Source organism: Lachnoclostridium sp. An138 (genome assembly GCF_002160765.1).
GTDB lineage: Bacteria > Bacillota > Clostridia > Lachnospirales > Lachnospiraceae > Laedolimicola > Laedolimicola faecalis.
Genome location: NZ_NFLF01000007.1, coordinates 19,387 through 37,879, shown reverse-complemented (window position 1 = coordinate 37,879; position 18,493 = coordinate 19,387). Strand labels below are relative to the sequence as shown.

Sequence of the window (18,493 nt, the reverse complement as noted above, 5' to 3'; positions counted from 1 at the left end):
CAGAAACAGCGCCAGGATGTAGAAACAACATCCGAATGTGCAGACAGTACCGAAAGCCGGGAGACGGCTGTACATTTCCTGAAATCACCACTTTACTACAGAACATATGTTTGCTATTATAAGCACAGAATAGTCCGGAACAACTGAAACTGCGGCAGCAAAGACAAGGAGCCGGCTGCCCAGAAGAGGCCGGACTGCAGGAGAAGAGGTGAAAAGGGAAATGAAGGAGGACAGACATACAGAACCGGAAGAGCTTCAGCCGGTGAATATTCCGGTACAGATGTTCTGCGCGGTGGATCGAACGGGGGTCATTACGCCTCTGCAGTTCCGCTACGAGCTACCGGAGCACAAGGTAGAGCTGGTAAAAATTGAGAAAACACTTTCCAGGGACGAAAAAAATTATGTGGGAATCCGGGAAAAACAGTATATCTGTTCCGTGGTGATGGACGGATGCAGAAGGCTTCTGGAATTCCGCTATGATGTGGAAAGCCAGAGATGGAGAATCTTTCAGTTCCTTTCGTGATGGAGAAGCGCTTTGTATTTCATGTGGATGTGAACAGCGCCTACTTAAGCTGGAGCGCCGCATACAGAACCTGTATTCTCGGAGAAAAGAAAGATCTGCGCGCTGTACCGTCCGTCGTGGGCGGCGATCAGGAAAAGCGGCATGGAATTGTTCTGGCGAAAAGCATCCCGGCAAAAAGATTTGGAATACAGACGGGAGAGCCGCTGGTTTCCGTCTGCCGGAAATGTCCGGATTTAATCGTGATACCTCCGGATTACAGCCTCTATGTGAGGGCCTCCTGTGCGTTGATGAAACTGCTGGAGAGATATTCGGATCAGATCATTCCCTATTCTATAGATGAAGCCTGGGTGATATTGGAAGGCTTTGGGCGGCTTTACGGGAGAGAGCAGATGGTGAATCTGGCCTGGCAGATGAAGGAGGAGATTCGGGACAGACTTGGATTTACCGTCAATATCGGCGTCTCCACCAACCTTCTTCTGGCCAAGATGGCCGGAGAATTTTCAAAACCGGACAGAGTGCATACGCTGTTTGAAGAGGAAATAGAGAAAAAATGTGGCCGCTTCCCGTCTCGGAGCTTTTTATGGCAGGAGCGGCCATGTCCGACCGGCTTGGGCGGCTGGGAATCCGTACCATCGGGGAGCTGGCCAGGGCTGACAGCGCTTTTATCCGGGCACAACTGAAGCGCCCCGGTGAAATCCTCCGGAATTATGCGGGAGGCGGCGAACTGGAGTCTTATGTCTTTGCGCAGGAATATCCGAAAGGATATGGAAACAGCATGACGGCGGTGAGAGACATTCTGACGGCGGAATGCGCGCGGCATTATCTGCTGTCTCTGTGTGAGACTGTGGGCGCCCGGCTGCGCCAGGATCATGTGAGGGCGGATACGGCAGGCGTTCATATTACCACTTATGAGTTCCAGCATTTCAGCAGGCAGCGGCGTCTTCCTGGCGCTACAAATATCACAGAAGAGCTTTATGAGGCAGCCTGCAGCCTGTTTGCCGGGCTCTGGGACGGCCGGACTCCGATCCGGCAGGCCAAAGCAGTAAGAAGAAAAGGAGGAAGCTCTGATGTGCGGCAGATTTTATGTGGATGGGGATGTATGGGAAGAGCTCCGCAGGCTCGCGGAAAGAACAGGCAGCTGGGAGCTCCTGACCGGGAAGGAAAATATGGAAACGGAAAGCAGGGGAGATGTGTTCCCCTCCTGCAGAGCGCTGGTGCTCCGGGGCCTGCAGAGCCATCTGGATCTACAGAAAATGAAATGGGGTTACGAGGCTCCCGGCCTGAAAAAAGAGATTATCAATGCCCGTTCAGAGACGGTGAGAGAGAAGCATCTCTTCTGTCAGGATTTCGCATACCGCCGCTGTCTGATTCCGGCCAGAGGCTTCTATGAATGGAAGAGAGACGAAGCGAAAAAAGTCAGATACAGATTTTATGATGGGAATGGGATTTTGTATCTGGCAGGAATCTATCACGCGTCGGAGCAGGGAGATGAATTCGCGATTCTAACCAGAAAAGTCGAAGGGTGTATGCTTGGAATCCACGACAGGATGCCGGTTCTGATACGACAGGAGGATGTGGAAGCCTGGCTGTTTTCCGGCGAAGAGGCAGGAGAGCTTTTGAATTCCTCCCTGCAGGGACTGAAAAGGGAGCGCGCGGAAGACAGAGGGAAAGAAGAGGAATATGAACAGCTGAGTCTGTTTTGAGAGGTTCATTCCGGAAGCAGTAAAATTGGGATAAAAAAGAGTTCTGCTGAAATTCTACGCTATTAGGCATAGAGTCAGGCAGAACTCTTTTTGATTCTTTTACTCCGGATACACCAGTCTGTCCGCAGTGATATGGTACAGCACCTCATCCAGGTATTTTTTTGCCAGATATTTTGCCATCGGAAGATTCATATCCAGATAGTTTCCGCAGTCCCTGGGGCTGGCCCCGGGAATCTCGCCTTCGTAATCGCGGATGAACTCCCACATTTCGATCATCAGAGGGACGATGTCCTTTGATTCATAATCACCGGAAAGCAGCAGATAGAAACCGGTCCGGCAGCCCATCGGGCCGAAATACAGGACTTTTGGACTCCATTCTTTGTGATTGCGCAGAAAGGTGGCGCCCAGATGTTCGATAGCGTGAACTTCGGCGGTGTTCATGACAGGCTCTTCATTGGGGCTGGTCATGCGCAGGTCGAAGGTGGTGACAATGGTACCGCCCACCGGGTCTTTTCTTGACACGTAGACACCGGGCTGAAGCAGAAGATGATTGATGGTAAAGCTTGTGATTTTCTCCATAGTAGTATTCCTCCTGTTGTTTACCCTGATATGTAGTGTATCACATTTACGCGGGAAGGGAAATGGAAAAGTAGACAGGAAAATGAGTGAAAAGCCGGGAGAGACAGTGATGAAAGAACTGTAGTGTTAAAAAGGAGCGGGAATGCCCTGAAAAAGGTTGACATAAGATTGAAAACCTGATATGTTAGAACTCGTAAATCATTTTATTCTGTATTCTGCTTTTGATATGCAGCCTGCCGTATAGTCTGGTGTCCGGAAAGTTGAGCGGCCGGCAATCGAAACAGTTCGTTCAGCAGCGGATATAATATCTCAAATATCATGAGCGTTTCTGCGGAAAATTTCACAAATGAAAGCTGATTATAAAAAGAAGAAAGTAAAGAAAGCATGTTTTACGAAAATCTGAGAGAAGGAATTCTGGCCACGCTTTTTTTGACGGCCGCATGGCGGGATCTGCATTTCCGGAAAATTCCGAACCGGCTTCTGCGATCCGCCGCAGGGCTGCGTCTTCTTTTCTGCCTGCCGGAAACATACCTGGCTGGATGGAAGGAAATGACAATACATATTCTGCAGGATCTTGGGAGCGGCCTGCTTCTGATGACTTTCCTTTTGACAGTGACTTGGGTATGCGGAAAGGGAAAGAAGCTGGGCATGGGAGATGTGAAGCTGGCAGGAACAGCGGCGCTATTTGCGGGGCTGTACAGAATGCTGTGGGTTCTGCTTTTGGGGACGGGACTTGCGGCGGCAGTGCTGTGTCTGCGGATGATAGGCAGAAAGGGAAGCAGGAGAGACACGGTTCCTCTGGCTCCGTTTCTGCTGGGCGGCTTCCTGCTGGAATTTTTGCTGCGTTTTTCCCTGCCCGGGCTTTTCTGACCGGCCTTGAGACGGGAAAAGGAATATGGTAAGATGAAAAAAACAAAAAGGAGGGCAGCCATGAGAAGACGATGGCAGGGACAGCTGGCTCTTTGTCTGCTTTCGGTCCTGCTTCTGACCGGGTGTGCGCGGAACGCCGCAGAGCAGCAGGACCAGGGAACAGAACAGAAAACGGATTCAGAGCTTAAAGTGACCTTTTTTGACGTGGGAAAAGGTGACGCGGTTCTCCTGGAGTCGGAAGGACAGGCAATGCTGATTGACGCTGGGTATGACGATACGGCAGATGTGATTCTTGACTACCTGGAGGCTGAAGAAATACAGCAGCTGGATTATATGATCATTACTCATTTTGATAAGGACCATGTGGGAGGAGCCGATAAGGTTCTGGAAGCTGTGGAAGTGCGGAGAGTACTGCAGCCGGATTATGAATCGGACAGCAGGCAGACGGAACAGTATCTGGAAGCGCTGGACGCGGAGAACATCGAGCCGGAAAAGGTGACAGAGAGGATGGAATTTGCTCTCGCAGAGGCCGGCTGTACGATTTATCCGCCCAGGCAGAAGGACTATGAGGAGAAAGACAACGATTTTTCACTGGTACTCAGTCTGACGTTCGGGGAAGAAAGGTTTCTTTTTGCCGGAGATTGTGAAAAAGAGAGACTTTCGGAGCTGATGGCTGAGCCGGAGCTGGAGCTTGAACATCAGGTTTTGAAGGTTCCCCATCACGGACGGGAAGAAAAGAATTCGGACAAATTCCTTCTGGCCGTTTCACCGGAAGCGGCGGTCATTACATGCTCGGAGGAAGAAGAGCCGGATAAGGAGATTCTGGAGCTTCTCGGACAGCTGGGAGCAGAAGTTTATCTGACTTCGGAGGGCACAGTGACCTGTGTGACAGACGGCAGCTCTTTAAGTTTCAGCCAAAATTAAGTTTTGAACGCTGTTCACAGCTGATTCGGATGTGGATGCAGTTGTGTTGTGCCGGCATTAAAAAAACTTGAAATCAGCCGGGAATATGATTAAAATGGTAGGTAATGCGTAGCTATTCAGTACGGGGCGAATCACAGCCGCGAAGGTACTGAAGAGGCTGTGGTAATGTATGCATGAGGAGGAAAAAGACATGAGCATGATTGATAAGGTACGCGCCGAAATGGTTGCGGCAATGAAAAATAAGGAAAAGGAGAGAAAAGAGTCTCTGTCCATGCTGCTTTCTGCGCTGAAGAACAAAGCGATTGACAAGCGGGCGGATCTGACGGAAGAGGAAGAATACGCAGTAGTGAAAAAGGAGATGAAGCAGACTCAGGAGACGCTTGATCTGGCTCCGGCAGACAGAACAGATATCATCGAGCAGTGCAGGGCGCGTCTGGCTGTTCTTTCCGAGTTTGCGCCCGAGGAGATGAGCGAGGACGCGATCCGGGCAGTGATTCAGGAAGTGGCTGCTTCTCTGGGACTTGAGAATCCCACAGGAAAAGATAAAGGAAAAATGATGAAAGAGCTGATGCCGAAGGTAAAGGGAAAGGCTGACGGCGCTCTGGTTAATAAACTGGTAGGAGAGTTTCTTGCTTAGGCGGGGGAAGGCGGCTCTCTGCCTCACCGTTTTCCTGTTATGCTGCGGCTGCGGCCGCGGCGGCGCAGAAGTGACGGTTCCTCAGGTGGAGGTAGTGGAAGAGCCGCAGGTAAGCCAGACAGAGGAACAGAAAAGAGCGGAGCTTGGCCTGGATACAGAAGCCGGCACTGTTCTGGGTGAAGAAGAGGTGGTGATGATGACAGAGGAAGGAGAACCGCAGACAGCCATGTATACAAGGGTCCGCGGAAACGGGGATTTTTCTCTGGCCTATGATACTTCGGAGTTTTCGCTTACAGCTTCTGAGAATGAGCTGAGGTTTGAGGCGCTGTCTGACGGAGAAGCGGATGACGCTTCAGCGTTTCTGAGCCTTCGAAAGGAGGACGCGCCTTCCGCGGAAGAACTGGCGGATCAGTACGTGGCGGAAAGCGGAGAAGAATGCGCGGTGGAGGAAGTGACCGTTGGCGAAGGCGAATATCCCGCCATCTGGGTCAGCTACGCGGAAGGGACTTCCGGGGACAGCCGGACCTGCGATTTGTATGTGTTCCGGTACAATGAAGAGCTGTATGTGGCGCAGCTGGATTGTACTGTGGCGGATTATGAGAATCTGGGCAGTGCAGAGCATATGATTTTGTCTACACTGCGGTTTGATGAGGGGTGACAGAAGATGAAGACATCACAGCTGGGCCATTCCTTGATTCTTCTGTTGACGGCAGTGATCTGGGGAGTGGCTTTTGTGGCGCAGAGCGTAGGCATGGATTATGTGGGGCCGTTTACCTTTACCTGCGCGCGGTCTTTGATAGGCGGCCTGGTTCTGCTCCCATGCATTGCGCTGCTGAACCGGATGAACGGACAGAAAGGGAACGACAGGAAGGCTGCCGCGGAAAAGCTTTCCGAAGAGGAAAAAAGGAAAAAGCGAAAGATGCTGATTCTGGGAGGAATCTGCTGCGGACTGGCCCTTTGTGCCGCAAGCTGTTTTCAGCAGTTTGGCATTCAGTATACGACAGTAGGAAAAGCCGGCTTTATCACAGCCTTTTACATTATCATAGTGCCGGTGATCAGCCTGTTTTTTGGGAAAAAATGCGGCCCGCTCGTATGGGCGGGCGTGCTGTTTGCCTTAAGCGGACTGTATTTTCTCTGCATTACGGAAAGCTTTCAGATTGGAATGGGAGATATTCTTGTGTTTATCTGCGCATTTCTTTTTGCGGTACATATTCTGGTGATTGACTATTTTACGCAGTACGTGGATGGCGTGAAGATGTCCTGCATTCAGTTTTTTGTCTGCGGGGCCGTATCCGGCGCCGCAATGCTGCTTTTTGAGGAGCCGAGTGTCTCCGCCCTGCTGTCTGCCTGGCAGCCGGTGCTTTATGCGGGAGTTTTGTCCAGTGGAGCAGGCTATACTCTGCAGATCATCGGACAGAAGGGAATGAATCCTACGGTGGCTTCCCTGATTCTGAGTCTGGAATCAGTGGTTTCGGTGCTGGCGGGACTTCTCCTGCTGGGAGAGACCTTAAGCGGCCGGGAAGTGCTTGGCTGTGTGCTGATGTCGGCAGCTATCGTACTGGCGCAGCTGCCGCAGAAGCAGAGAGAAACCGTATCCTGCGCATAGGACGGAAGCACATACGGAGAGAAACCGCATCCTGCGCACAGGCCGGAAGGGCAGACTGCGGCCTTTTGAATGTTAAGTTCATGTAAAGTCCGGGGATGCGGTTGAAGCGGCCGGTAAAATAGACTATAATATTTAAATAAGAAAGAGACTGTTCCATGAGGGCCGGGAAGGCAGAGCATGGGATACAGGCGCCGCTTTTGCAGCGGCGGGGAATGAAAACATGAAAATTTTATTTATTTCCCTTGGGTGCGATAAGAATCTGGTGGATTCGGAAGTGATGCTGAAGCTTCTGGAAAAGAAGGGATACCAGTTTACGGACGATGAGACGGAAGCGGATATTATTATAATCAATACCTGCTGTTTTATCGGCGATGCCAAGGAAGAAAGTGTTAATACAATCCTGGAGATGGCGGAATACCGGAAGAGCGGAAGCTGCAAAGCGCTGATTGTCACAGGGTGTCTGGCTCAGCGGTATCAGAAGGAGATCCTGGATGAGATAGAAGAAGTGGACGCGGTTCTCGGAACAGCGACCTATGATGCCATTGCGGAAACGGTGGAAAAAGCCCTGGAAGGCAGGAAAGAACTGCGCTTTGAAGATATTGACCGTCTTGTGCCGGAACAGGGAGGACGTGTTCTGACCACGGGGGGCCATTACGCATATCTGAAAATTGCGGAGGGGTGTGACAAGCATTGTACCTACTGCATCATTCCAAGGCTGCGGGGACATTTCCGCAGTGTTCCGGAGGAAAGGCTTCTGGCTGAAGCGGAGGAGCTGGCAGAGCAGGGTGTGAAAGAACTGATTCTGGTGGCTCAGGAGACGACTGTTTACGGAGTGGATCTGTACGGAGAGAAGAGGCTGCCGCAGCTTTTGAAAAAGCTGGCCGGAATTCCGGGCATACGCTGGATTCGCGTGCAGTACTGCTATCCGGAGGAGATTACAGAAGAACTGATTCAGATCATAAAGGAGGAGCCAAAAATCTGCCATTATCTGGACCTTCCTATTCAGCATGCGTCAGACAGGATTCTGAAGCGCATGGGGAGAAGAACCACGCAGGCAGATCTGCGGCGTATCATCGGAAGACTGCGGGAAGCGATCCCGGATATCTGTCTCAGAACCACGCTGATCAGCGGATTTCCGGGAGAGACGGAAGAGGATCATGAAGAGCTCATGCGCTTTGTGGACGACTGCGAGTTCGACCGGCTGGGCGTCTTTGCCTATTCTGCGGAAGAAGACACTCCGGCGGCAGCCATGCCGGATCAGATCCCGGAGGAAGTAAAGGAAGACCGGAGAGCTGAGATTATGGAGCTCCAGCAGGAGATTGCTTTTGAAAAAGCGGAAGGCATGACAGGGCGGGAGCTTACGGTTATGATAGAGGGAAAGGCTGCCGATGAAAACGTTTATGTGGGCCGGACTTATATGGACGCGCCGGGCGTGGACGGCTATCTCTTCCTAAATACGGATGAGACGCTGATGAGCGGCGATTTCGCCAGGGTGCGCGTAACAGGCGCAGCAGAATACGATCTGATAGGAGAATTGATAGAATGAATCTGCCAAATAAACTGACGGTACTGAGAGTGATTATGATCCCGTTTTTCGTGGTGTTCATGCTGACGGATCTGGGAGGAAAATATGGAAACTATATTGCGCTGGCAATCTTTGCCGTTGCCAGTCTGACGGATCTTCTGGATGGAAAGATTGCGAGAAAACGCGGTCTTGTAACCAATTTCGGAAAGTTCATGGACCCGCTGGCAGATAAGCTGCTGGTTTGTTCGGCGCTCATCTGTCTTGTAGAGATGGACCGCCTGGCAGCCTGGATGGTCATAGTAATTATTGCCAGAGAATTTATCATCAGCGGATTTCGTCTGATCGCTTCGGATAACGGAGTCGTAATTGCGGCAAGCTATTGGGGAAAGTTTAAAACGACCTTTCAGATGATTATGATCATTCTTCTGATTCTGGATCTGGGAGGGAGCTTCACAGTGATTGAGACGGCGGTGACCTGGATTGCACTGATTCTGACAGTGGTGTCCCTGCTCGATTATCTGTGGAAAAACAGGGGTATATTGCTGGAAGGAGATATCTGATATATGACAGCGGAACTGATTTCTGTGGGAACAGAGCTTCTGCTAGGAAATATTGTCAATACAAACGCGGCTTTTCTGGCGAGGGAATGTGCCAGCCTCGGTCTGTCGCTCTATTATCAGACGACAGTGGGCGATAATCCGGAGCGGCTGAGGGCGGCTGTGAAACAGGCGCTGGAACGTTCGGACGTGGTGATCTTAAGCGGCGGGCTGGGACCGACACAGGATGATCTGACAAAGGAAATCACAGCGGAAGTTTTTGGAAAAAACCTTGTGGAAGACATCCGCACAAAAGAGCGGATTCAAGCTTATTTTGACGCCCGGGGCACCGGGGAAATCCCGGAAAATAACTGGAAGCAGGCAATGGTTCCGGAAGGAGCCAGGGTAGTGGACAATGAAAACGGCACGGCTCCCGGACTGATTCTGGAGCAGGAGGGAAAGACGGCGATTCTTCTTCCCGGGCCGCCGAACGAACTGGTTCCCATGTTCCGGAAAGATATCTGCCCGTATCTCCATCGGAAACAGCCGGAGACGATTGTGTCAGAAATGGTGAAACTGTGTGGAATAGGAGAAAGCAGGGCGGAAATGATGATTGCGGATTTGATCGCGGCCCAGTCCAATCCCACCATAGCCACATACGCCAAGACAGGCGAAGTGCATCTGCGGGTGACTGCCCGGGCGGAAAATGAAGACGCTGCGGAGCTTCTCATGAAGCCGATTCTGAAAGAACTGCGGGTAAGATTTGGCGATCATATTTATACCATGGACGAGCGCGTGACGCTGGAGGATGCGGTGGCGGCCCTTCTCCGGGAGCAGGAGCTTACCGTGACTACCGTAGAATCCTGCACGGGCGGACTTCTGGCCGGCCGTCTGGTGAATGTTCCGGGGGTCTCTGAGGTCTTCAAGCAGGGTTTTGTCACCTATTCCAACAAAGCAAAAAGAAAGCTGGTGGGCGTTAAGAAGACGACGCTTAAGGAATTCGGGGCGGTCAGCGATAGGACAGCCCGCGAGATGGCAAAGGGCGCGATCCTTATGACCGGTTCGGATGCGGCCGTGGCGGTGACCGGAATCGCAGGGCCGGATGGAGGCTCAGAGGAAAAACCGGTGGGCCTTGTGTATATTGCGGCGGCTGTCCGGGGGCAGACCTATGTGCAGGAATGTCATTTTACCGGAGACCGGGTAAAAATCCGGGAGAGCTCTGTGGCGGCTGCGCTGACGCTGCTTCGCAGAGGTATTCTGGAGACAGCTGAGGGCTGAACAGAGAACAAAGGTGCTGACGGAGGATAAGATGGAAGACGTAAAAAAGATACGAATCAAGTATTTCACAGACAAGATTGACAGACTGGCTTATATAGGCGGAAAGTCTGACTGGATTGATCTGCGGTGCGCGGAGGAGATTCAGATGAAGGCCGGCGAGTTCCGGCTGATTCCCCTGGGTGTGGCCATGCAGCTGCCGAAGGGATACGAGGCGCATGTAGTTCCCCGGAGCAGCACCTATAAAAATTTCGGGATTATTCAGACCAACCATACGGGGATCATTGATGAAACCTACTGCGGCGACAACGACCAGTGGTTTATGGCTGCCTACGCTCTGCGCGACACGCAGATTCATGTAAATGATAGAATCTGCCAATTCCGGATTATAGAGCATCAGCCCAGACTGGAATTTGAGGAAACAAAAGAACTTGGAAATGAAGACAGGGGCGGCTGCGGCAGCACCGGAAAGGCGTGAGGATATGCAGGTGATTACGTTTGCTTCTATCGAGATCAGCTCTTATGAGGTAGGAATGAAAATTCTTGAGCTGTCTTCGAAAAACGGAATAAAAGAAATCGATTATATCCGCCATGGGCTGGAACTTGGAAAAGATGCTTATGTTCATGGTGAAATCGGAAATGAGATGCTGGAGGAGCTGTGTGAGATCCTGGAAGACTTCACCCGGATTATGAAGGGGTATCAGGTGGAGGATTACCGGGCCTGCGCCACAAGCGCAATCCGCGATACCAGAAACTGCCTTCTGATTCTGGATAAGATCCGGGTGCGTACCGGCCTGGAAGTGGAAATCTTAAGCAATTCCGAGCAGAGATTTCTGGGATATAAATCTATCGCTTCCAACGAGGAGTCTTTCCAGAAAATCATTCAGAAGGGAACTGCCATTGTAGATGTGGGCGGCGGCAGCATCCAGATTTCCCTGTTTGATAAAGACGCGCTGGTATCCACACAGAATCTGCGTTTGGGAATCGTGCGTATTCGGGAGCGGCTGGCTGAGATCGAGCAGCGGACCACCCATTTTGATGAAATCGTGGAAGAGATGATTAACAATGAGCTGAACAGTTATAAGCGCCTGTATCTGAAGGATCGGGAGATCAAGCACATGATTCTGGTGGGTGATTATATCAATCAGCTGATTACCCGGAGAAGGGGAGAAAAAAGCGTTTCCTTCACGCGGGAAGAATATCAGAAGCTGTATCAGGAAATCGCCTCCCGTTCTCCGCAGGAAATGGTGGGAAGACTGGGAACTGTCTCGGATAATATGTCTCTGGTGATGCCGGCCCTCATTATCTACCGGCGTCTGATTGAGGAGACGGGGGCCGAGAAACTGTGGATTCCCGGCCGGAATCTCTGTGATGGTCTTGCTTATGATTACGCAGAGCGGAAGAAAATTTTTAAATCCAGCCATAATTTTGAAAATGATATCATCGAGGCGGCCAAAAACATTGCGAAGCGCTACCAGAGCAATAAGACGCATCTGGCGGGCACAGAATATCTGGCTCTTACGATCTTTGACAAGATGAAACGGATTCACGGAATGAGCAGGCGGGAAAGACTCCTTCTGCAGATTGCGGTGCTGCTCCACGACTGCGGAAAATATATCAGCATGAACCGTACGGCCCAGTGCTCTTACGAGATTGTTATGTCCACGGAAATCATTGGATTGTCTCACAGAGAACGTGAGATCATTGCGAACGCCATCCGTTTTAATACAGAAGAATTTGTCTCTTTCGAGGAATTTTCCATGGGCTGCAGTCTGGATCGGAATGATTATCTGCTGACAGCCAAAATAAGCGCCATTCTGCGGGTGGCTAATTCCATGGACCGCAGCCACAAGCAGAAATTCAAAAACGTGAAGGTTACGCTTAAGGATAGAGAACTGATTGTGGTAGTAGATACCGTAGAAGATATCACGCTGGAGCAGGGACTCTTCTCCCACAAAGCAGATTTCTTTGAATCAATTTTCAGTATCAGGCCCATAATCCGGCAGAAAAGGCAGGTATAAGAGATGGAAAAGACAGATTTTACCAAAACTGAATATTACAGAAACAGGGAGCTTTCCTGGCTGGCTTTCAATGAACGAGTGCTGAGCGAGGCAAGGGACAAGAACATTCCGCTGTTTGAGAGACTGAAATTTTTGAGTATTACGGCTTCCAATCTGGATGAATTTTTCATGATCCGCGTAGCGTCTTTGAAAGATATGGTAAACGCAGGTTATACCAAGAAGGACATTGCAGGCCTGACAGCCCAGGAGCAGCTGGATCAGATCGGCGAGGAAGCCCATAAGCTGGTGAGTCTTCAGTATTCTACCTATTCCCGGTCCCTGCTTCCCATGCTGCGCCAGCATGGACTGAATGTGATCCAGGAACACGAGGAGCTGACGGAAGAACAGGGAGAATTCGTGGACCGTTATTTCCGGGATAACGTCTATCCGGTGCTGACGCCCATGGCAGTGGATTCTTCCAGACCGTTTCCTCTGATCCGAAATAAGACGCTGAATATCGGTGCGCTGCTTTCCAAGAAAAATCAGGAAGGGAAGGAAAAGGAGCTGGAGTTTGCCACGGTTCAGGTTCCGTCTGTACTTCCTCGTATTGTGCCCCTTCCCCACGGAAAGGACGGAAGCCGGAATGTGATTCTTCTGGAGGAGATCATCGAGCGCAATATGCAGCAGCTTTTCCTGAGCTACGATATCGTCTGCGCGTCGCCTTACCGGGTAATGAGAAACGCGGATCTCACCATAGAGGAGGATGAGGCCGCCGATCTTCTGAAGGAGATACAGAAGCAGCTTAAAAAGCGCCAGTGGGGCGAGGTAATCCGTCTGGAAGTAGAGGAGAGAATCGACAAGAGGCTCTTAAAGCTTCTGCGCAAGGAGTTTGATATTCGGGATGAGGCCATTTATAAGATCAACGGACCTCTTGACCTGACATTCCTGATGAAAATGTACGGCCTGGAAGGTTTTGACGATTTGAAGAATCCGAAGCACGTTCCGGCGCCTGTCAAGGAGATCCCGTCCGACTGCGATATTTTTGAGCAGATTCGGAAAGGCGATATTCTTCTGCATCATCCATATCAGACCTTCGATCCGGTGGTAAAATTTGTGCGGGACGCGGCATCTGATCCCAAGGTGCTTGCTATTAAGCAGACTCTTTACCGTGTCAGCGGCAATTCCCCGATCATAGCGGCTCTTGCCCAAGCGGCGGAAAACGGAAAACAGGTATCTGTGCTAGTGGAGCTGAAAGCCCGTTTTGACGAAGAGAACAATATCATCTGGGCCAAGATGCTGGAGAAAGCAGGCTGCCATGTTATCTATGGTCTGGTAGGTCTGAAGACGCACAGCAAGATTACGCTGGTGGTGCGCAAGGAGGATGACGGCATCCGCCGGTACGTGCATCTGGGAACCGGAAACTACAATGATTCCACCGCAAAGCAGTATACAGACGTAGGACTTCTGACCTGCTCTGCCCCCATTGGAGAGGACGCGACAGCCGTGTTCAATATGCTCTCCGGTTACTCTGAGCCTGCGTTCTGGAATAAGCTGTCTCTGGCGCCTTTGTGGCTGAAGGACAGATTTCTGCAGCTCATTGGACGGGAAAAAGAGCATGCGGAAAACGGAGGAGAGGGACATATTATCGCAAAGATGAATTCTCTCTGTGACAGGGATGTGATCGAAGCGCTTTATGCGGCGTCTGCGGCTGGAGTCAAAATCGAGCTGATTGTGCGGGGTATCTGCTGCCTGAAAGTGGGAATTCCGGGAGTCAGTGAGAATATATCTGTCCGCTCTATTGTGGGAAATTTCCTGGAGCACAGCCGGATCTTTTATTTCTATAATAACGGACAGGAAGAGGTCTTCTGCTCCAGCGCGGACTGGATGCCGAGAAATCTGGAGAAGCGAGTGGAGATTCTGTTCCCGGTAGAGCGGCCGGAATTGAAGGAGGAGCTTATTCATATCCTGAATATAGAACTGGAGGATAATGTAAAGGCCCATCTTCTTCAGCCGGATGATACTTATATAAAAGTGGATCGGCGGGGCAAGACAGCCCTGAGTTCTCAGGATTACTTTGTGGAAGAGGCGCGGGAAAAAGCCAGAGCGGAAGAGAATCCGGTGAACAGCCGTGTGTTTATTCCTGAGGAGCATGTGGAATAAAAAAATTTTGGAAGAGTACACGGAATAGAAAGAATGTAAGCGGGCCGGACGGATACAGAACACAGTCTGTCTCCGCCCGGCCCGGTTTACACAGATAAATCAAAAACGATAAATCAGGAGGGGAGATTATGTTTCAGATCAGGAATTTTACTGACAACGATGATGTAAGGACGCTGGAAAGCCGAGGAGCTTTTACGGTAGTAGAGTATCTGCGGGATTTGAGTGTGAGTCCGTCCAGCGCGCAGACAGCCTATTACTGCAATGAGATGAACGTACGCAAACGTCAGGTGATCTGCGATCTGAGCAAGGCGTCCATTACGCTGCAGGCGGGCGCCATGCAGTGGACTGCCGGTAATGTAAACGCTACGACAGGCCTGAAGGGAGTAGGGGATTTGTTTGGCAAGGCAGTGCGGGGAAAGGTGACCGGTGAGTCCGCCATCAAGCCGGAATACACCGGAGACGGCATTCTGGTGACAGAACCCACCTATCGCTATATTCTCCTGGAGGACTTAAATGACTGGAACGGTTCTATTGTTCTGGATGACGGCCTGTTTCTTGCCAGTGAATCCACGCTGAAGCATAAGGCGGTAATGCGCTCCAATTTTTCTTCTGCGGTAGCAGGCGGAGAGGGCCTGTTTAATCTGGGCCTTACCGGATCGGGCGTGGTATGCCTGGAATCCAACAGTCCCCGTGAGGAACTGATAGAGATTACTCTCCAAAATGACGTGCTGAAAATCGATGGAAACATGGCTATTGCCTGGAGCGGAAGCCTGGAATTCACAGTGGAGCGTTCCGGAAAGACGCTGCTGGGCTCAGCTGCCTCCGGAGAAGGACTGGTGAACGTGTACCGGGGAACGGGAAAGGTGCTTCTGGCGCCTGTGGCACGATAGCAGAGCGTAAAATGAGGCAGTGTTTCATAAAATTTTAAGAAATTCATGGTAGTGTTTTCCCGGCCGATATGGTAAAATTTCTTTGTCTTGTTTTAAGAACTTAAAAGTGGGAAGGTGAAAAAGTGAAGAAATTTATCAGTTGCGTGGTATTTATTGTGATGATGATGTCTCTGGCGGCCTGCGGCGGAAAAGAGCAGAGCGCTGCTTATACGATGGAAGCAGAGCTGGAAGGCGGCGTAGTTATGACGGATACTCTGACATTGGATGCCAGAGGTGATAGAGTACAGCAGATAACGGAAGAAGTAAAGCTTGATATGACCGGCGTGAACGAAGAGCGGCGGACAGAGCTTGTGGCGCAGTACGATGCGATTGCAGAGAGATACCAGGCTGTGGACGGCGTGGAATGTACGGTAGATAATACAGACGGGGTATACAGCATGACTGTGGTAATCGACGTGAAAGATGATGTCATATCCCAGCTGTCGGAGCAGAATCTTCTGACGATCAATGGCGGCGCGTCTGAGATTTCTCTGGAGAAGTCAGGAACTTCTCTGGTGGAAAGCGGCTATACGCTGGTGGAAGACCAAAGCAGCGAGACATAAAAGCAGATATTCCATAAGGGCAGCCTGCCGGGATTCCGGCAGGCTTTTTTGAAAGGCAAAGACGAAAGAGATGGTATGAAAGAAAAAAGCAGATTTCAAAAAGAACTGGAACGGCATGCTTCCAAGCAGATTATTTTCAGTATCCTGATTGGATGCTTCTTTTTCTGCGTAGCGATGGTGGGCATCACTATGCTGGATCAGAAACTGAAACAGGAGAAGCATCTGGATGCCATTGAGGCCACATTCCGCACGATTCAGGATTCTTCGGAGGAATTTCTGATGTCAGAGGAAAATACAGAGATTTTTTTCGCGTGTATGGAGGAAGGCGCAGGAGGAAATTCACTGAAATATCAGGTAAGCAAATATAATCTGGAGGCGCTGGTAGGAATCCGTCTGATAGTCACTGACCGGGAAGGACAGGTGCGGTTTTCCAGTTTTTCCGGGGAAGAGATGAATCTGCACCGGCTGGAATTTAACCGGGCGGCGGGAGAAAACGCCAGAACCTGGAAGAAGACAATCTACAGTACGGTCTATTTTTTCTCAGGAGACACCTCGGAATATGTGCTGGTCCGGCCTTTATACCGGTATGACGGGTATGCCGGAAGTGTGGCGCTTTATCTGGACGCTTCTGACTGGAATCTGCATTTCCAGAAGTATCAGTATGATGCGATACTGACTAATGCCAATTCCGATGTGATATACTGTTCCAATTACAGTTTTTTGGAGGGCTATGCAATCAATAAGTACAGAGGAAGCATCCAGAAAGAATACAGGTGGTTCGGTGACAGCCGGTACATGACAAGCGGCCGATATCTGGATGATCCGGGAGTCTGTATCTATTCCTTTGTCTATACTCCGGGGAGCAGGACTTATCTGCTGATAGGCCTTTCAGTCATTCTGGGACTTGGTCTTGTGTGGACAGGAATGTTTTTCCATCTGATGCATATGATGGCGGCGAAGACTTCTCAGTCTGTGGGTCAGCTGATAAAAGAAATCCGTACGATTCGGAAAGAAGATCCTTATCATCTGGTAAAAATCGATACAGGGGACGAGCTGGAGGAAATCGGGGATCAGATCAACAAAATGATGGCCAGCATCAATGAGCTGAATCAGAAAAACCTGGATCTTGTCAATGTAAATAACCGGATGGAGATTCAGAATCTGCAGGCCCAGATTAATCCGCATTTTATTTATAATACTCTGGATAATATCCGCTATCTGATTGTGCAGGACGCCAGAAAGGCCGACGAGCTGATCGAGCGTTTTACCCACGTCCTCAGATACAGCATTAACAATACCAAGAACCGGACCTGCCTGCAGGAGGATATGGAGTATATCGAGGATTATCTGGTGATACAGAAGACCCGGTTTGGTGACAGATTTCAGTATTCGGTGGAGATTGACGAGAAATGCCGTCCGGTGGTGATTCCGAAGCTTCTGCTGCAGCCGCTGATTGAAAACAGCCTGAAATATGGATTCCGGAAAAAGGCCTCGATCAGCGTATGGATTCGCGGCTGGATCTCCGGAAATTATCTGGTTCTGGAGGTAAAGGACGATGGGCCGGGCCAGCCCCAGTCTACGCTGGAAACTCTCCGGAGTATTCTGAATTCCGGAAAGATCAATATAGCGCACAACGGACTGCAGAATATTAACCGGAGAATTTTTCTGGAATATGGTCATGACAGCGGACTGACGCTGGACAGTGAAGAAGGGGAAGGTTTTATCGTTACACTGCGATTGTGGATTCAGGAGGGGGAACATGTATAAGGTACTGCTGGTAGAGGATGAGGAAATTATCCGCTGTGGAATACGCAATTCGATTCCGTGGGCGGAGTTTGGCTGCTGTGTGGCAGGAGAAGCCGGAAATGGAGAGGAGGGGGCCAGGCAGATCGAAGAGCTCAGGCCGGATATCGTTATTACGGATATTAACATGCCGGTGATGGACGGTCTTGCCATGCTGGCGGCCACAAAGCTGAAATATGATTATGCCGCTGTGATTCTTACCGGGTATTCGGAATTTGAATATGCGAGAGAGGCTATACGGTACGGGGTGTCAGGCTACGTGCTGAAGCCTTTGAATATGAATGAGATGAAGGAAGCTCTGGCGCAGGCGGTTCTGGAGTCCAAAAACATCAGTTATCTCAGACAGAGAAACCAGAAGGAATCGGAATTGAAGCAGATTTCTCTTCTGGAGACGGAAAAAGACTATCAGGACCCGGTGGTGGAGAACGTTCTGGATTACATTGGAGCCAATTACCGGAATAAAATCATGTTGTCGGACCTGGCGGAAGAGCTTCATTATTCTGAGCGGTATATCAGCCAGAGATTCCAGAAGGCGGCGGGAACGACGGTAATTGAGTATCTGAACCGGTACCGGCTTCAGAAGGCGCTGGAGCTGATCCGGGAGAAAGCCTGCCCCCTTTCCGAGGTGGGCTGGGAAGTGGGAATCGGAGAATACAAGTATTTTAATCATGTGTTTAAAAAATATATGGGATGCTCTGCAAGGGAATATCAGCAGATGGTGTAGACAGCCGGTACGGAAAATGACGGGTGAGTTTCTTTGCAGAAGGCGCAGGAAAAAATACCGGACAGGATTTGTTCGGTATTTTTTCCGTTTGTTCAGAAATGTGGGTATTTTGAAACGAATAAATGGTTTAGGATTG

The 18,493-nt window shown here is 50.4% G+C and carries 19 protein-coding genes and 1 pseudogene; 19 read left to right on the top strand and 1 reads right to left on the bottom strand.

Going from position 1 to position 18,493, the window contains the following annotated elements:
- The first annotated feature begins 220 nt into the window (after window positions 1–220).
- From B5E82_RS07735 to B5E82_RS07720, 4 genes and pseudogenes are all read left to right on the top strand, one after another.
- A complete protein-coding gene (locus B5E82_RS07735) occupies window positions 221–523 on the top strand; it encodes a hypothetical protein (protein ID WP_087306993.1) in 303 nt (100 codons plus the stop codon).
- Entirely contained in the window at window positions 496–1,203 is a 708-nt protein-coding gene (locus B5E82_RS07730) for a DNA polymerase Y family protein (protein ID WP_087306992.1), read from the top strand. The genes B5E82_RS07735 and B5E82_RS07730 overlap by 28 nt, the downstream gene beginning before the upstream one ends.
- Window positions 1,104–1,499 (top strand): annotated as a pseudogene (locus B5E82_RS18960) (DinB/UmuC family translesion DNA polymerase); the annotation flags it as partial. The gene B5E82_RS07730 and the pseudogene B5E82_RS18960, both read left to right, overlap by 100 nt.
- A gap of 91 nt (window positions 1,500–1,590) precedes the next feature.
- Complete coding sequence (locus B5E82_RS07720; protein WP_087306991.1) at window positions 1,591–2,226, top strand: SOS response-associated peptidase; 636 nt, start codon at window positions 1,591–1,593, stop codon at window positions 2,224–2,226.
- 99 nt (window positions 2,227–2,325) lie between these two features.
- Here the strand turns inward: B5E82_RS07720 and B5E82_RS07715 are convergent, their stop codons facing one another.
- On the bottom strand, window positions 2,326–2,805 hold the full coding sequence (locus B5E82_RS07715; RefSeq protein WP_087306990.1) for an S-ribosylhomocysteine lyase: 480 nt from the start codon (window positions 2,803–2,805) through the stop codon (window positions 2,326–2,328).
- A gap of 384 nt (window positions 2,806–3,189) precedes the next feature.
- On the opposite strand from B5E82_RS07715, the gene B5E82_RS07710 reads away from it, so the two are divergent.
- The 15 genes from B5E82_RS07710 (at window position 3,190) to B5E82_RS07640 (ending at window position 18,357) form a co-directional block, all read left to right on the top strand.
- Complete coding sequence (locus B5E82_RS07710) at window positions 3,190–3,675, top strand: prepilin peptidase (protein ID WP_087306989.1); 486 nt, start codon at window positions 3,190–3,192, stop codon at window positions 3,673–3,675.
- Window positions 3,676–3,735: 60 nt separating this feature from the next.
- On the top strand, window positions 3,736–4,599 hold the full coding sequence (locus B5E82_RS07705; RefSeq protein ID WP_162610736.1) for a ComEC/Rec2 family competence protein: 864 nt from the start codon (window positions 3,736–3,738) through the stop codon (window positions 4,597–4,599).
- Window positions 4,600–4,789: 190 nt separating this feature from the next.
- A complete protein-coding gene (locus B5E82_RS07700) occupies window positions 4,790–5,236 on the top strand; it encodes a GatB/YqeY domain-containing protein (RefSeq protein WP_087307094.1) in 447 nt (148 codons plus the stop codon).
- Complete coding sequence (locus tag B5E82_RS07695; protein WP_087306987.1) at window positions 5,229–5,894, top strand: hypothetical protein; 666 nt, start codon at window positions 5,229–5,231, stop codon at window positions 5,892–5,894. The genes B5E82_RS07700 and B5E82_RS07695 overlap by 8 nt, the downstream gene beginning before the upstream one ends.
- Before the next feature lie 6 nt (window positions 5,895–5,900).
- Window positions 5,901–6,842: a DMT family transporter gene (locus B5E82_RS07690; protein ID WP_087306986.1), complete on the top strand. Its 942-nt coding sequence runs from the start codon at window positions 5,901–5,903 to the stop codon at window positions 6,840–6,842.
- Between the two features lie 220 nt (window positions 6,843–7,062).
- Window positions 7,063–8,388: a 30S ribosomal protein S12 methylthiotransferase RimO gene (gene rimO, locus B5E82_RS07685; RefSeq protein ID WP_087306985.1), complete on the top strand. Its 1,326-nt coding sequence runs from the start codon at window positions 7,063–7,065 to the stop codon at window positions 8,386–8,388.
- Window positions 8,385–8,927, top strand: a complete 543-nt coding sequence (pgsA, locus tag B5E82_RS07680; RefSeq protein ID WP_087306984.1) for a CDP-diacylglycerol--glycerol-3-phosphate 3-phosphatidyltransferase — start codon at window positions 8,385–8,387, stop codon at window positions 8,925–8,927. The genes rimO and pgsA overlap by 4 nt, the downstream gene beginning before the upstream one ends.
- Window positions 8,928–8,930: 3 nt before the next feature.
- Window positions 8,931–10,181 (top strand): competence/damage-inducible protein A, encoded by a 1,251-nt coding sequence (locus tag B5E82_RS07675; RefSeq protein ID WP_087306983.1) that lies wholly within the window; start codon window positions 8,931–8,933, stop codon window positions 10,179–10,181.
- 31 nt (window positions 10,182–10,212) lie between these two features.
- Entirely contained in the window at window positions 10,213–10,656 is a 444-nt protein-coding gene (locus B5E82_RS07670) for a dUTP diphosphatase (RefSeq protein WP_087307093.1), read from the top strand.
- A 4-nt stretch (window positions 10,657–10,660) separates the two neighbouring features.
- A complete protein-coding gene (locus B5E82_RS07665) occupies window positions 10,661–12,199 on the top strand; it encodes a Ppx/GppA phosphatase family protein (protein WP_087307092.1) in 1,539 nt (512 codons plus the stop codon).
- Between the two features lie 3 nt (window positions 12,200–12,202).
- Window positions 12,203–14,338 carry an RNA degradosome polyphosphate kinase gene (locus B5E82_RS07660; RefSeq protein ID WP_087306982.1) on the top strand — a complete coding sequence of 712 codons (2,136 nt, stop codon included), beginning with the start codon at window positions 12,203–12,205 and terminating at the stop codon, window positions 14,336–14,338.
- Between the two features lie 128 nt (window positions 14,339–14,466).
- Window positions 14,467–15,228, top strand: coding sequence for an AIM24 family protein (locus B5E82_RS07655; protein WP_087306981.1), 762 nt, complete (start codon window positions 14,467–14,469; stop codon window positions 15,226–15,228).
- Between the two features lie 122 nt (window positions 15,229–15,350).
- On the top strand, window positions 15,351–15,830 hold the full coding sequence (locus B5E82_RS07650; RefSeq protein ID WP_087306980.1) for a DUF1307 domain-containing protein: 480 nt from the start codon (window positions 15,351–15,353) through the stop codon (window positions 15,828–15,830).
- Window positions 15,831–15,905: 75 nt separating this feature from the next.
- A complete protein-coding gene (locus B5E82_RS07645) occupies window positions 15,906–17,597 on the top strand; it encodes a sensor histidine kinase (RefSeq protein WP_087306979.1) in 1,692 nt (563 codons plus the stop codon).
- Window positions 17,590–18,357, top strand: coding sequence for a response regulator transcription factor (locus B5E82_RS07640; protein WP_087306978.1), 768 nt, complete (start codon window positions 17,590–17,592; stop codon window positions 18,355–18,357). Before B5E82_RS07645 ends, B5E82_RS07640 begins: the two co-directional genes overlap by 8 nt.
- Window positions 18,358–18,493 lie beyond the last annotated feature (136 nt).

What these genes read in the sequence shown, in the direction of transcription:
- B5E82_RS07735 (WP_087306993.1), top strand. Translation starts at nt 221, where the DNA reads ATGAAGGAGGACAGACATACAGAACCGGAAGAGCTTCAGCCGGTGAAT.
- B5E82_RS07665 (WP_087307092.1), top strand. Translation starts at nt 10,661, where the DNA reads ATGCAGGTGATTACGTTTGCTTCTATCGAGATCAGCTCTTATGAGGTA.
- B5E82_RS07720 (WP_087306991.1), top strand. Translation starts at nt 1,591, where the DNA reads ATGTGCGGCAGATTTTATGTGGATGGGGATGTATGGGAAGAGCTCCGC.
- B5E82_RS07705 (WP_162610736.1), top strand. Translation starts at nt 3,736, where the DNA reads ATGAGAAGACGATGGCAGGGACAGCTGGCTCTTTGTCTGCTTTCGGTC.
- pgsA (WP_087306984.1), top strand. Translation starts at nt 8,385, where the DNA reads ATGAATCTGCCAAATAAACTGACGGTACTGAGAGTGATTATGATCCCG.
- B5E82_RS07715 (WP_087306990.1), bottom strand. Translation starts at nt 2,805, where the DNA reads ATGGAGAAAATCACAAGCTTTACCATCAATCATCTTCTGCTTCAGCCC.
- B5E82_RS07640 (WP_087306978.1), top strand. Translation starts at nt 17,590, where the DNA reads ATGTATAAGGTACTGCTGGTAGAGGATGAGGAAATTATCCGCTGTGGA.
- B5E82_RS07660 (WP_087306982.1), top strand. Translation starts at nt 12,203, where the DNA reads ATGGAAAAGACAGATTTTACCAAAACTGAATATTACAGAAACAGGGAG.
- B5E82_RS07655 (WP_087306981.1), top strand. Translation starts at nt 14,467, where the DNA reads ATGTTTCAGATCAGGAATTTTACTGACAACGATGATGTAAGGACGCTG.
- B5E82_RS07690 (WP_087306986.1), top strand. Translation starts at nt 5,901, where the DNA reads ATGAAGACATCACAGCTGGGCCATTCCTTGATTCTTCTGTTGACGGCA.
- rimO (WP_087306985.1), top strand. Translation starts at nt 7,063, where the DNA reads ATGAAAATTTTATTTATTTCCCTTGGGTGCGATAAGAATCTGGTGGAT.
- B5E82_RS07675 (WP_087306983.1), top strand. Translation starts at nt 8,931, where the DNA reads ATGACAGCGGAACTGATTTCTGTGGGAACAGAGCTTCTGCTAGGAAAT.
- B5E82_RS07670 (WP_087307093.1), top strand. Translation starts at nt 10,213, where the DNA reads ATGGAAGACGTAAAAAAGATACGAATCAAGTATTTCACAGACAAGATT.
- B5E82_RS07645 (WP_087306979.1), top strand. Translation starts at nt 15,906, where the DNA reads ATGAAAGAAAAAAGCAGATTTCAAAAAGAACTGGAACGGCATGCTTCC.
- B5E82_RS07710 (WP_087306989.1), top strand. Translation starts at nt 3,190, where the DNA reads ATGTTTTACGAAAATCTGAGAGAAGGAATTCTGGCCACGCTTTTTTTG.
- B5E82_RS07730 (WP_087306992.1), top strand. Translation starts at nt 496, where the DNA reads ATGGAGAATCTTTCAGTTCCTTTCGTGATGGAGAAGCGCTTTGTATTT.
- B5E82_RS07700 (WP_087307094.1), top strand. Translation starts at nt 4,790, where the DNA reads ATGAGCATGATTGATAAGGTACGCGCCGAAATGGTTGCGGCAATGAAA.